The 13120-nt window shown below is 44.1% G+C and carries 12 protein-coding genes and 1 pseudogene; 9 read left to right on the top strand and 4 right to left on the bottom strand.

Annotated elements, in window-relative coordinates; translation table 11 throughout:
- Together C400_RS0102995 and C400_RS0102990 are read right to left on the bottom strand one after the other, a co-directional pair.
- Positions 1 to 385, bottom strand: a pseudogene (locus C400_RS0102995) (IS110 family transposase); the annotation flags it as partial.
- A 408-nt stretch (positions 386 to 793) separates the two neighbouring features.
- Positions 794 to 2266, bottom strand: coding sequence for an amidase family protein (locus C400_RS0102990; RefSeq protein ID WP_017425934.1), 1473 nt, complete (start codon positions 2264 to 2266; stop codon positions 794 to 796).
- Between the two features lie 445 nt (positions 2267 to 2711).
- On the opposite strand from C400_RS0102990, the gene C400_RS27305 reads away from it, so the two are divergent.
- The 3 genes from C400_RS27305 to C400_RS0102975 all read left to right on the top strand — a co-directional run bounded on the left by C400_RS27305 (position 2712) and on the right by C400_RS0102975 (position 4235).
- A complete protein-coding gene (locus C400_RS27305; RefSeq protein ID WP_414085906.1) occupies positions 2712 to 2882 on the top strand; it encodes a hypothetical protein in 171 nt (56 codons plus the stop codon).
- A 344-nt stretch (positions 2883 to 3226) separates the two neighbouring features.
- Positions 3227 to 3736 (top strand): RNA 2'-phosphotransferase, encoded by a 510-nt coding sequence (locus C400_RS0102980; protein ID WP_017425932.1) that lies wholly within the window; start codon positions 3227 to 3229, stop codon positions 3734 to 3736.
- 196 nt (positions 3737 to 3932) lie between these two features.
- On the top strand, positions 3933 to 4235 hold the full coding sequence (locus tag C400_RS0102975) for a YunC family protein (RefSeq protein WP_017425931.1): 303 nt from the start codon (positions 3933 to 3935) through the stop codon (positions 4233 to 4235).
- A gap of 147 nt (positions 4236 to 4382) precedes the next feature.
- On the opposite strand, the gene mtnA is transcribed toward C400_RS0102975, so the two are convergent.
- Positions 4383 to 5495, bottom strand: coding sequence for an S-methyl-5-thioribose-1-phosphate isomerase (gene mtnA / locus C400_RS0102970; protein ID WP_017425930.1), 1113 nt, complete (start codon positions 5493 to 5495; stop codon positions 4383 to 4385).
- The gene (mtnK, locus tag C400_RS0102965) at positions 5492 to 6724 is read right to left on the bottom strand and encodes an S-methyl-5-thioribose kinase (protein ID WP_017425929.1); all 1233 of its coding nucleotides are present in this window, start codon (positions 6722 to 6724) and stop codon (positions 5492 to 5494) included. The genes mtnA and mtnK overlap by 4 nt, the downstream gene beginning before the upstream one ends.
- Positions 6725 to 7033: 309 nt before the next feature.
- Between mtnK and C400_RS0102960 the strand changes: the two genes are divergently transcribed.
- The 6 genes from C400_RS0102960 to sufB all read left to right on the top strand — a co-directional run bounded on the left by C400_RS0102960 (position 7034) and on the right by sufB (position 13068).
- Positions 7034 to 7504: a Dps family protein gene (locus C400_RS0102960; protein WP_013309551.1), complete on the top strand. Its 471-nt coding sequence runs from the start codon at positions 7034 to 7036 to the stop codon at positions 7502 to 7504.
- Between the two features lie 393 nt (positions 7505 to 7897).
- The gene (sufC, locus tag C400_RS0102955) at positions 7898 to 8680 is read left to right on the top strand and encodes a Fe-S cluster assembly ATPase SufC (protein ID WP_017425928.1); all 783 of its coding nucleotides are present in this window, start codon (positions 7898 to 7900) and stop codon (positions 8678 to 8680) included.
- Positions 8681 to 8703: 23 nt separating this feature from the next.
- On the top strand, positions 8704 to 10008 hold the full coding sequence (gene sufD, locus C400_RS0102950; protein WP_017425927.1) for a Fe-S cluster assembly protein SufD: 1305 nt from the start codon (positions 8704 to 8706) through the stop codon (positions 10006 to 10008).
- Complete coding sequence (locus tag C400_RS0102945; RefSeq protein WP_016819589.1) at positions 10005 to 11228, top strand: cysteine desulfurase; 1224 nt, start codon at positions 10005 to 10007, stop codon at positions 11226 to 11228. The genes sufD and C400_RS0102945 overlap by 4 nt, the downstream gene beginning before the upstream one ends.
- A complete protein-coding gene (gene sufU / locus C400_RS0102940; protein ID WP_013309555.1) occupies positions 11218 to 11640 on the top strand; it encodes a Fe-S cluster assembly sulfur transfer protein SufU in 423 nt (140 codons plus the stop codon). Before C400_RS0102945 ends, sufU begins: the two co-directional genes overlap by 11 nt.
- Positions 11641 to 11670: 30 nt before the next feature.
- The gene (gene sufB / locus C400_RS0102935; RefSeq protein WP_016819590.1) at positions 11671 to 13068 is read left to right on the top strand and encodes a Fe-S cluster assembly protein SufB; all 1398 of its coding nucleotides are present in this window, start codon (positions 11671 to 11673) and stop codon (positions 13066 to 13068) included.
- The last annotated feature ends 52 nt before the right edge of the window (positions 13069 to 13120 follow it).

The raw sequence follows: 13120 nt of genomic DNA, 5'->3' as shown, positions 1-13120 counted from the left end.
TGCACACCTCTTTTTTTAAAAGGTTCAAACTCTTCCTTGTAGTACAACTCTCCCAATAGGTAAGCGTCCGCAGCATCCGTCTTTACTTTACGAAGTTGAGACTTTCTAAGCCGATTGAGATGAGCGGATTAATGATAATGTAAATGTAGTGATGTTCTTCTAGGAACTGAACAACGGGACTTTGGTAATGGCCGGTTGCTTCTAGAATAAGCAGAGGACGTAGTTTGGATGCAGTCTCAACATCCTTCAAAACTTGATGTAAATTTGCTAGGCCATCACGAGTGTGCTCGAAGTGGAATGTCCCTCTGAAAGGCTTTCCGCGCGCTAAAAAGGCTTGTCCATGACTTTCTTCTTTTGAAATATCTAGACCGACAACTGGATTCATTTCATCTCTCCCTGTAAGTTTAGGTTCCCCGGCATCCCTAAGGTTCTTCTTGTCGCTCCATAGCATCGCTTGTTATACGGGATCTTACGTCCCAACCAGCCTCAATCATGGTCATGACAAGTAGGGCGAACACTATAGCGCTCGGGATCAAGTCCCACAGGCAGGTACGTTCGACCAGGCTACCTTAATCCTCTATGCAAATGAAAAAAGGATCAACCAGAAAGAACTGGTTGATCTCATAATACGAACGGGCAGTATGGCGTAGCCATGATATTTGAATATATGATACGGTTCACCGTACCGTAGTGTATTTAAACACAAAGTACAATTTGACCACAAAATATACCTCTATATAAAGACAAAGCCACTCCTTACAATGAAGTGGTTTCTTTGCATGGAACTTCTCTTTTACTTATAACTAAGTAACGGCTTTTTTCTATGTTTTGTTCGTTGTTCATATGCAAATGCTATACGAATTAGCATAGGTTCACTAAATGCCTTTCCTGCAAACGTAACTCCAAATGGTCTGCCGTTGTCTTTGAAGCCAGCGGGAACAGCTACTGATGGATACCCTGCCCTTGCACAAATTTCTGCTCCCACATATGATGGAAACATAATTGCATCCAATCCGTATTTCTCTATGGCATAATCTATGCCTTCATTCTGGGAATAATATAAATCAGTTAAAGACTCTAATATATAGTTCGGATTCTTCAATGGATTCACTAAATGTTGACGGTTCTCCAGTAAATCTTGTCCATATTTCAAAGCCTTCTCGGAGTTTTTTTCGTTCCACTCAACCAATTCACTAAATGTATGTACAGGCATACTTTGTGGAAGGTTTCGGAGATAGTTATCAAGACCATGCTTAAATTCGTTATTCAACTTGTTCCAATTCCATTTCCTATCGAAGGCTGGCATTTCAATGTCTTCAATGACGATTGCTCCCGCTTTTGTTAGTTCCTTTACAGAATTATTAAATAATATTTTATCATATTCGTCAGGGTCACGAAATTGCTCTAATGGTACATCTCTATAAACCCCAATTTTCGCCCCTTCTAAGCCATTCTTGTCTAAGTAAGTTGAATAGTCAATCGTATCATCATTTTTCCATGTAGCAGGGTCATTATCGTCTTTACCTGCAAGTACACTAAGTAAGATTGACGCATCTGATACGGTCCGTGCAATTGCTCCAGCGGTATCTTGAGAATAGGAATAAGGTATTATACCTGTACGACTTATAAGCCCAACTGTAGGCTTTATACCAACAATCGAGTTTTGAATAGCTGGACTTAAAATTGATGCTGAAGTTTCCGTTCCAACTGCAACACTTGTAAAATTTGACGCCACAGCTACAGCAGAACCAGAACTTGACCCACCCACGAAAAAGTCACCGTATGGATTTAATACTTGTCCGCCTTTAGAACTGTAACCTGCCCACATTTTTGAGGATACGCCGTTTGCCAATTCAGTCATGTTTGTTTTTCCAAGGATAATGGCTCCAGCTTCTCTAAGTTTTTTTACAAGAAAGGCATCCGTTTCGCTAATGTTGTTTTCCAGTGCCAACGCTCCTGCACTCGTCCGCATTTTGTCCTTTGTTTCAATATTTTCTTTCAACAAAACAGGTATACCATGTAAATACCCTCTAATTCCTCTTGTTTTTCTTTCTTTGTCTAGGGCTTCTGCAATAAAAATCGCATCTGGGTTGATTTCCATTATAGAATTTATATTTTGACCACTCTGGTCGTGTGTTGCAATACGATACATGTAGTACATAACAAGTTCCCTAGAAGTAACCTCCCCTTTTCCCATTGCTTCTTGCAATTCAAAAATGGTTACTTCCTCACCATTTAGATTCTTAAGTTTAAAATTAGGTTCCATTTAGTTGCTCCTTCCAATGATGAACTTTTCTATTAGAAATCACATGAAATCTATGCTTTGTATACTATCTTCTATACTACCATATGTTGGAACTCCCTACTATATCCGTTATCGCTTCATATTCTGCTTATAGTCGGTCTATGGAAGTGCCTACGGTATATGTGATAACTCTGATTACGAAATAGCTCAAGTATGGGACAGATTACAAAAAAGGATTACAAACAGAAAAAGATATGGATTTGCTTAACCATGAATTGTTTGAATCCAGATTTGAGGGTATATTTAAAACAGACTATGAGACTGCTCATAAAGCTGCGGTAAGGTCGGGTCGTCCATGGGAAATAGAGTAGAGGAGATTTTATAATGGGAGCATTTGTTTTACTTTTTAAAAGAACATGAAGATGAGAATGTAGTTATTTATAGATATGGCCCTAATGAACACATTATGGGGAAAATTCAATTGAACAAAGAGACTAAGTTATTCTCTGAAATTGAACCTTTACCAGATCCGAGCCATTCAAATAAATTTTATTTTGATAGGGCTGCACAGCGGATGGCACGTTGCTTCGTTAAAGAAGGGGGGATATTTCCCGATAAGATGACATTTGAATCATAAAGTAATTTAATAATATGAACCAAGCTTGCTCCTTTGATAATAAAATGAGAGTAGGCTTTTTTTCATAGCAATCCATCTGATAAAGAGGAAAATTCTCATCTACCCTAGAATTAAGAGACGATGTTAAAAAGGAGAATCTTCAATTACACAGTTAGTTAAACGAAGAAACTTTCAACTCGTGATCCCTCAATTCGGTGAAATGCTCAATACTTTCAATCATGGTGGACTATTTAAAGGATGGAAAGCTATATCTAAAATTCCAGATCAATATAGATAAACAAATATTTTATTAGAAGGAGTACATCATGTTAACATCAAAACAAGAATAGAGCCTCAGTAAATTTATGAGTAAGATTCTTAGGCATACACCAGAACAGTTTGGTCTTGAGCTGGACCATGAGGGTTATTGTGACGTTCAAGACCTGATTCAAGGAATAAGATCAGAGAATAGATGGTCTGAGGTCAGTGAGTCGGATATCAAGCAAGTAGTAAGCCATTGTCCAAAACAAAGATATGAAATGGTTAATGGGTACATAAGAGCTAATTATGGGCACAGTGCAGGCAGATTAAATTATGAGGAAGCTACTCCACCAACGATTCTCTATCACGGTACAAACACAAAGGTAATCCATAACATTTTCACCGAAGGAATTAAGCCGATGGGGAGAAAGTATGTACATCTGTCTGAATCGCTTGAGTTTGCAATTTTAGCAGGCAAAAGACGTGGAGAACTAGTGATCCTCGAAGTCGACACAGCAAAGGCATTAGCTAATCAAGTGAAGTTTTATAAAGCCAACCATGGTGTTTGGCTTGCCGACTTTGTACCGCCACAGTACTTAAAGAAGTGTGAATAAAGCACAGAGCTAGAACATTAACGATGATCATAGAGACTAGATGGAATGATTTTGTCTAGTCTTTTTGATATTGCCTGTTTTGCTGTACATACGTGATCCGCCTAAAATTTTGAATGTATCCACGGGTGTCCACACCCACCTGCAAATGCCGCATAAAATATTCCGGATGAACAAAGAGGAGGTGCATGTAATAACCATGATACACATGGAACCCATTCAAGTGGGTGAGCATACATTTATCGGAGTCGAGGTCAAACTGCCTAAAACAACGCTGTTGACGATCTCCAACTCCCGTGGTTACATCATGTGTGGTGCGCTGGATGTCGGATTGCTCAATGAACGGTTGGCGGATCGGAAAATTCTGGCCGCACGAGCTGTGGGGGTAAAAACACTAAAGGAACTGTTGGAAGCACCAATGGAGTCAGTGACGACGGAAGCTGAGCAACTTGGAATTAAGCCAGGGATGCCAGGCTATGAAGCATTATTGAAACTGGTGTAAGAAGCCTAGTAATAGTTGTTGGATAAAAGCAAAAAAGAAAAAGTTAAAAAACCGGGCGCTACAGCTCCGGTTTTTTCTGTGAAATTTTCCATTCTATCGAGTATAACTATTTGAATTATATACGAAGTGTATAACCTGCAAGAACAATTAATCGGCGGCAAACAAAGCGGTGAGGTTCTCGCTAAATGGGGCCTGGACAATTCCCTTTTCGGTAATGATGGCGGTAATGTACTCATGTGGTGTAACGTCGAAAGCCGGGTTGTAGACTTTGATACCTTGTGGGGCAGTTCTTTTGCCAAAGCTCTCGGTAACTTCCTCCGCAGAACGCTCCTCAATCGGAATATCTGCGCCTGTAGCGGTCTGTAAATCAATGGTAGATAGTGGCGAAGCAACGTAAAAAGGTATACCATGCGCCTTCGCCAACACTGCCAGGCTATAGGTGCCGATTTTGTTGGCCACATCCCCATTAGCGGCGACTCTGTCTGTACCGACAATGACAGCTTGCACCCATCCTTTAGACATCACCATGCCTGCCATATTGTCACAGAGCAGGGTGACATCTATGCCTGCCTGCTGAAGCTCAAAGGCGGTCAGACGCGCACCCTGCAATACGGGGCGGGTTTCATCAGCAAATACTTTCAGGTGGATTCCGTTCTCCTGAGCCAAATACATAGGCGCGAGCGCTGTTCCGTATTTCGCTGTTGCCAAGCCGCCTGCGTTGCAATGAGTGAGTACGCCCATCCCATTCTCGAACAGAGGTAAAGCATGGATGCCGATTAGGCGGCAAACTTCTTCATCCTCTGCCTGAATGGCTATAGCTTCACGCTCCAGCCCTGCATTCCAGTCTTCGATCTGGCCCACCTCAGCCTCTGTGACGAGTTCGCCGGCTCGCTTCTTCATGCGGTCCAGAGCCCAGAACAGATTTACGGCAGTCGGCCGTGAGGTAGCCAAATGTCCGCACACCGCGTGTACATGCTCCAGCCACCCAGCAGCGTCATTGCCGCGATAGGAGGCAGCACCCAGTACAACACCATAGGCTGCGGCCATCCCGATGGCGGGGGCACCCCGTACCTTCATGGCATGGATGCCTTCCCAAACTTCCTCGGTCGTGAATAAATCCAGCATGACTATCTTTTCGGGCAGTAGACGCTGATCCAGCATGGACAAGTGGTTTCCCTTCCATACCAGTGAAGATAGAGCCTGTTCAGACACAGTTGCTTCATGGGAGGATGCGGGGAGAGATTCTTTATTTTCACTCATATGCGTGATGCTCCTTTAGTTTGGGTCGCTGTTGCTGTCCGAACAATATCTTCTAGTTCCCAGATCGAATGAAGCTCGCGATTGCGCAGAACCAAGGCTTTTCCGATCGATAACGCAAGACGTTCCGCAGCTTCCTTGATATCAGGATCGGCAATGGTATCGATATCCGCCACATGCGACAGGCTGATGATCCGGCGAATCACTTTGCACCCTGCAAAGCCAATCGTATCCTGCAGTACTTTCTGGAGGTACAAGTCCTGATATCCGGGTGTACGTGCCAAATGATCGGTGACGTGCTCGTTCCACAGTGTACGAAACCTGCTCTCAAACTGCTTCCATACTTGAATGGCAGTCTCCAGGAGCCAGTCACGTCGTTCCTTTAGCGCCGTCTCGCTAGAAGTCCATCCGGGCTGTGCTGCGTAGTTCAACAGCAGATTGGCGATGACCGCTCCGATATCAAACCCCATGGGGCCGTAATAGGCAAATTCAGGATCAATGACTTTAGTCGATTCAGCTGTTACAAAAATACTGCCTGTATGAAGGTCGCCGTGTAGCAGTGCTTCTGTTCGTGTCATAAACTTTTCTCGCAGCAAAGCTACTTCCAGATGAAGCAACTGATCTGTACGGAGTGCCTCTGCTTCGTCTTCAATGTACATACCATAGTTGTTATTATCTGAAAATCGGTAGGGTTCATCCAAAATCAGATCCTCAGTTATTTTGCAGAGTTCAGGGTTAATAAAGCGTTTAACCAGCTCTTTTTTAGCCTGCTGATTCATGCCCAAATCTGAGGTGAAAAAGAGCGTGCGTGCCAGAAATTCGCCAATATGATTAGCAAAAAGAGGGTATGTGTTGCCTTCAATTAGTCCCTTACGCATGATTGTGTGTGAGCTAAGATCCTCCATCACGGTTAACGCAAGCTCATCGTCATAGCCTAGTACCGCAGGAACCAATTCGGGGCAAAGCCGGTGCTCCTGCTGAAGTGCCTCGCGTTCAATACGGGCGCGATCCAGCGACAACGGCCAGGATTCACCCACAATTTTTACATAGGGAAGTGCCTGCTTGGCAATGATACTCTTGTTAGATTTGGAATCTGTAATATGAAAAACCAGATTTAAGTTGCCATCGCCGATTTCTCGGCATTCCAGATGAGCTTCCTGGCTAAAAAATCCGGGAATGTTCTTCACGAATTCGATTGCTTCTTCGGTCGTTAAGGGATGATATTTGGACAATGAGGTCACCTCCGTAAATTGCGCACATGTAAATGGTAAGAAAAAACATCACAATATTAAACCAAGTATTTTGATAGGATAGAGAAAGTATAACGAAAATCACTGAATTTTTGTACATTTTTTTTATGATGGATTGGAAGAGGTGGGCTTCTTCTTTTTGTTTCGTCTCTGTATAGAAAGGGTAAATATGAAACAGACGTCCGGCAGGTGATATTCAAATGCCCGCTGGCGTCTTACCGTCAGCAGGGACGGTGATGAATACGTAAACGCTTCTGAAAGTCAATTTGATGAAAAAGGAAGGGATTTATGATGGCTAAAACAACAAGTAACTCGAAAAATACGCAAACCAAATCGGTGGAGGAACTTTTAAACCGTCAAGTCGCTAACCTCAATGTGTTATATGTAAAAATTCATAACTATCACTGGTACGTGAAAGGCTCCAGCTTTTATACACTCCATGTTAAATTCGAAGAATTATACAATGAAGTGACATTGAAAATGGATGAGATTGCCGAGCGCTTGCTTGCCTTGAAAGGTTCTCCTTCCGCAACATTGAAGGAATACCTGGAGCTGTCCTCAATTCAAGAGGCTACCGGTAATGAAGATGCTCCAAAAATGGTGCAAACCCTGATTGAGGATTTTGCGACGGTATGTGAGGAGTTTCAGGAAGGTATCGAATTGGCGGAAAGTAATTCCGACCAGCCTACTGCAGATTTGCTGATCGGCTACAAAGCAGATTTGGAGAAACACATGTGGATGCTTCGCTCTTATTTGGGCTAACTCATCAGGCTTTCGCACTAAAATAACCCCTTTACATGTAAAACGCTACTGACGTCAAGCTGTCAGTAGCGTTTTTTATGGCTAAAAAAGAGATTATGTATCCCATGGTTTTTGTACTACACTATAACTATGTAATCATTCGAAGGATGTATTTTGCCATTTGTGTGATTGGTAGGATGAACATTTTATGAAGAAAGGTGGATAACGTGCGTCTGTTGGTTGCACCCTTAAAGATATTTATTATAAAATAACTTGAGAATCATTGAGAATCAGTTTAGAATGATTATAAATAAATTTTTAATTATTACATTTGCTTGAAATCAGGGGGCTCCCCTGTTTAAATATCTTTCTGATTTCGACACCACACTACATTTTTTGGAGGGTATTGCGAATATGGCTACAAACTTTAAGATTGAAGGTCTCAAAGCGACCATTGAAGGTAAAGAAATTTTGAAGGGGATTAACCTCGAAATGAAGGGCGGAGAAATCCACGCCATCATGGGTCCTAACGGAACGGGTAAAAGTACGCTCGCATCTGCTTTGATGGGTCATCCTAAATATGAAGTCACAGATGGCAAAGTAACTTTGGATGGAGAAGACGTGCTGGATATGGAAGTGGATGAGCGTGCACGTGCAGGATTGTTCCTGGCGATGCAGTATCCAAGTGAAATTGCAGGGGTAACAAACTCCGACTTTTTGCGTAGTGCTATCAACGCGCGCCGTGAAGAAGGACAAGAGATTTCCCTGATTAAGTTTATCCGCCAAATGGAAGGCAAAATGAAAGAGCTTGAAATGAATCCTGAGTTTGCTCACCGTTACCTGAACGAAGGTTTTTCCGGTGGTGAGAAAAAGCGGAATGAAATTCTGCAAATGATGATGCTTGATCCCAAAATTGTCGTTCTGGACGAAATTGACTCCGGTCTGGATATCGATGCTTTGAGAATCGTAGCTAACGGCGTAAACGCTATGCGTTCTGAAGACCGTGGCTTCCTTGTGATTACTCACTACCAACGTCTGTTGAACTATATTAAACCAGATTATGTACACGTAATGATGCAAGGACGTATCGTTAAATCCGGTGGTCCTGAGCTTGCTGAGCGTCTGGAAGCGGACGGTTACGACTGGATCAAGGAAGAGCTGGGTATCGTTGATGAAACTGTAGGACAAGAGGCGTAAGCCGGAAGCGAGGAGGAAAACTGATGACAACACAAACAATCCTTCCGGTAGATTCCGAGCAACTGCGTGTTCTGTCCGAACGTAATGGCGAGCCATCTTGGCTGGCCGAAGACAGACAAAAAGCACTTGAGCTTGCAGGCCAACTGGAGCTTCCGGTATTTGAAAAAACAAAAATCGAACGTTGGGATTTAAACGACTACGGTCAACATAAATTGAGCGAGGTCATTGCATCTGTAGGCGAGGTTCCTACAGCCATTGCTGATCTGGTTAAAGAACAGCAAGAGGGCGGTCTGATCATCCAGCGCAACTCTGGTGCGGTATACGTGAAGCTGAGCGAGGAATTGGCGGCGCAAGGCGTCATTTTCACGGATTTGCAAACGGCGGTCAAAGAGCATGCTGATTTGGTCAAAGCTCATCTGAACACTGTTATTAAGGCTGAAGAAAATTCATTGTCGGCATTGCATGCAGCACTCTGGAACGGTGGAGTATTTGCTTATGTGCCTAAAAATGTAGAACTGAACGTACCGCTTCAAGCTGTGTTCCTCACGGATGATGCGACTGCAACTTTTGCGCCGCATGTGCTGCTCATAGCTGAAAACCATAGTTCCGTGACGTACGTAGACAACTATGTATCTGCAGATTTGGCGGCACCTGTTCTTCATAACGGTGCGGTAGAAGTGGTTGCGAATGCAGGCGCTAAAGTACGCTATGCGACAGTGCATCAGTTTGGAGAGCAAGTAACGGATATTTCCATTCGTCGTGCCACGCTCGGAAATGACGCTGCTATCGAATGGATTGTAGGCGAAATGAACAACGGCAATACAGCGAGCAATACCATGTCTGTGCTCAAAGGCAATGGCTCCAACTCGGATGCCAAGGTTATTGCTGTAGGTTCTGGTTCACAAAAGCTGAACTATACGACACAAGCACAGCATTTTGGTAAAAATTCTGCTAGTCAGATGATTACACGCGCAGTTATGCGTGAAGAAGCATCTTCCATCATTAACGGAATTACGAAAATTGAAAAAGGCGCTACCAAAGCAGACGGTCAGCAAACGGAGCGTGTACTGATGCTCAGCCCGAAAGCACGTGGTGACGCTAACCCGATCCTGTTGATTGATGAAGATGATGTAACGGCTGGACACGCAGCCTCGGTTGGTCAGGTTAACCGTGAGCAAGTGTATTACTTGATGTCCCGCGGAATTAGCCGTGCAGAAGCTGAACGACTGATTATTTATGGCTTCCTGGCACCTGTCGTATCTGAAATTCCGCTCGAAGGACTTCAACATCAGCTGCAAAGCCTTGTTGAAAGGAAGTTAGGCCAATGAACACTGCATTGATCCGTGAACAATTCCCGATTTTACATCAGGAGATTAACGGTCATCCGCTGGTTTATTTGGATAATGCGGCCACTTCGCAAAAGCCGCTAGCGGTCATCGAGGCGATCAAGCACTATTACGAGTTTGATAATTCGAATGTACACCGTGGTGTGCATACCTTGGGTAGCCGTGCTACGGATGCTTATGAAGGTGCGAGGGAGAAGGTAGCCCGTTTTCTGAATGCCAAGCGCAGTCAGGAAATCATTTTTACACGCGGGACAACAACCGCGCTGAATCTGGTGGCTTCTTCTTACGGTAGAGCTAACTGTAAGGAGGGTGATGAAATTGTCATCACTCCGATGGAACATCACAGTAATCTGATTCCGTGGCAACAGGTAGCCAAAGCCACTGGTGCGACTTTAAAATATATTCCGCTTCAAGAGGACGGTAGCGTTGATCTTGCAGACGTGGAGAAAACCGTCACAGAACACACAAAAATTGTTGCGATTGCGCATGTCTCCAATGTGCTTGGCGTTGTGAATCCGGTCAAAGAGATTGCTGCTATTGCACATCGCAAAGGTGCAGTTATCGTTGTCGACGGTGCACAAAGTACGCCACATATGAAAGTAGACGTGCAAGACATAGATGCTGATTTTTATGCTTTCTCTGGTCACAAAATGTGTGCTCCTACAGGAATTGGTGCACTCTACGGCAAGAAGGCGTTGCTGGAAAACATGGAGCCCGTTGAGTTTGGCGGTGAAATGATCGACGATGTGGGATTGTATGAATCCACATGGAAGGAGCTACCTTGGAAATTCGAAGGTGGCACCCCGATTATTGCTGGGGCAGTTGGCTTGGGAGCTGCCATTGATTTTCTGGAAAGCATCGGACTAGACGCCATTGCACAGCATGAGAGCCGTCTATCGAATTATGCACTCAAACGTCTCCGTGAAGTGGAGGGTTTGACGATCTACGGACCTGCTGAACGTCATGTCGGGCTTGTAACATTCAACTTGGATGATGTGCATCCGCATGATGTAGCTACTGTACTGGATAGCAAAGGGGTGGCCATACGTGCGGGCCATCATTGCTGCCAGCCATTGATGCGCTGGTTGAAAGCCAGTGCAACTGCACGTGCCAGCTTTTACCTCTATAACACGGAATACGATATCGACGCTCTGGTCAGCGCCTTAATCCAAACGAAGGAGTATTTTGGCGATGCAACTTGATGACTTGTACCGACGCGTGATTATGGATCATTATAAAAATCCGCGCAATCGCGGACGTTTTGAGGACGATGCTGTTACGGTGGATTTGAATAATCCTACGTGTGGTGACCGGATATCCCTTCAACTCAAAACGAAAGACGGCGTAGTCGAGGATGCCCGTTTTACAGGTGAAGGCTGCTCGATTAGTATGTCCTCGGCTTCGATGATGACAGAAGCGGTCAAAGGAAAAACGATTGATCAGGCCTTGGATATGGCGAGTCGCTTCTCCTCTCTGATGAAGGGCGAAGCGGTCGAATTTGATGATTATGAAGAATTGGAAGCTTTGTCAGGGGTCAATAAGTTCCCGGCTCGCATTAAATGTGCGACATTGGCTTGGAACGCGCTGCGCAAAGGGATTGACGAAGATAAATAATTTAAATAGAACAGAGGAGGTTTGAGAAACATGGCCAAGAAAGCACCGGAAATGGAAGAGTATAAGTATGGCTTTCGTGACGAGCACAAGTCCATTTTCCAAACAGGTAAGGGTCTCACTCCGGAAATTGTAAAGGAAATCTCCAAAATTAAGGGTGAACCGGATTGGATGTTGGAGTTCCGTCTGAAAGCATTGAAGCAATTTGAAAAAATGCCAATGCCAAAATGGGGCGGAGACATGGATGAACTGGATTTCGATGATATCCAGTACTATGTAAGACCTTCCGAGAAGCAAGGGAAAACGTGGGAAGAGGTTCCTACAGAAATTAAGGAAACCTTTGATAAACTAGGGATTCCTGAAGCGGAACAAAAGTTTTTGGCTGGTGTATCCGCACAGTATGAATCCGAGGTTGTCTACCACAGCATGCAAAAGGACCTGGAAGAGCAGGGTGTCATTTTCATGGATACCGATACAGCGTTGCGTGAGCATCCTGAGATTCTGAAAGAGTATTTTGCCACAGTCGTACCTCCTGCGGACAATAAGTTTGCGGCCCTGAACAGTGCGGTATGGTCAGGCGGTAGCTTTATCTACGTGCCTAAAGGTGTGAAATGTGAAGTTCCATTGCAGGCTTACTTCCGTATCAACTCGGAAAACATGGGTCAATTTGAGCGTACGCTCATTATTGCTGACGAAGACAGCTTTGTGCATTATGTAGAAGGCTGTACAGCTCCAATTTACAGCACGAACTCGCTGCATAGTGCTGTGGTTGAAATTATTTGTAAGAAAAACGCACGCGTTCGTTACACAACGATTCAGAACTGGGCACCAAACATTTACAACCTGGTAACTAAACGTGCGGTTGCTGAAGAAAATGCAACGATGGAATGGGTTGATGGCAACATCGGTTCCAAGCTGACAATGAAGTATCCTGCCGTTGTATTGAAAGGTCGTGGAGCGAAAGGGATGGTCTTGTCCATCGCTGTTGCAGGCAAAGGCCAGCATCAGGATGCAGGTGCGAAAATGATCCACTTGGCACCAGATACTACATCCACCATTGTATCCAAATCGATCAGTAAGCACGGTGGTAAAGTAACGTATCGCGGATTAGCTTCCTTTGGTCGTCAGGCTCAAGGTGCAAAATCGAATATTAAGTGTGATACGTTGATTTTGGATAATCAGTCAACTTCAGATACTATTCCTTATAATGAGATCATGAATGACGATATTACACTTGAGCACGAAGCAACGGTGTCCAAAGTATCGGAAGATCAACTCTTCTATCTGATGAGCCGTGGTCTGACCGAAGCTGAGGCAACACAAATGATCGTTATGGGCTTCATTGAGCCGTTCACCAAAGAACTACCGATGGAATATGCGGTAGAAATGAACCGCTTGATCAAGTTCGAAATGGAAGGTAGTATCGGTTAAAACGCGGTAACCCTTTGTGAGACAAGGTACTTGAGGTAATTAAAGCTGTTTA

It is taken from the genome of Paenibacillus sp. ICGEB2008 (assembly GCF_000307675.1).
Lineage (GTDB): Bacteria > Bacillota > Bacilli > Paenibacillales > Paenibacillaceae > Paenibacillus > Paenibacillus polymyxa.
This window is presented reverse-complemented; position numbering and strand designations above follow the sequence as displayed.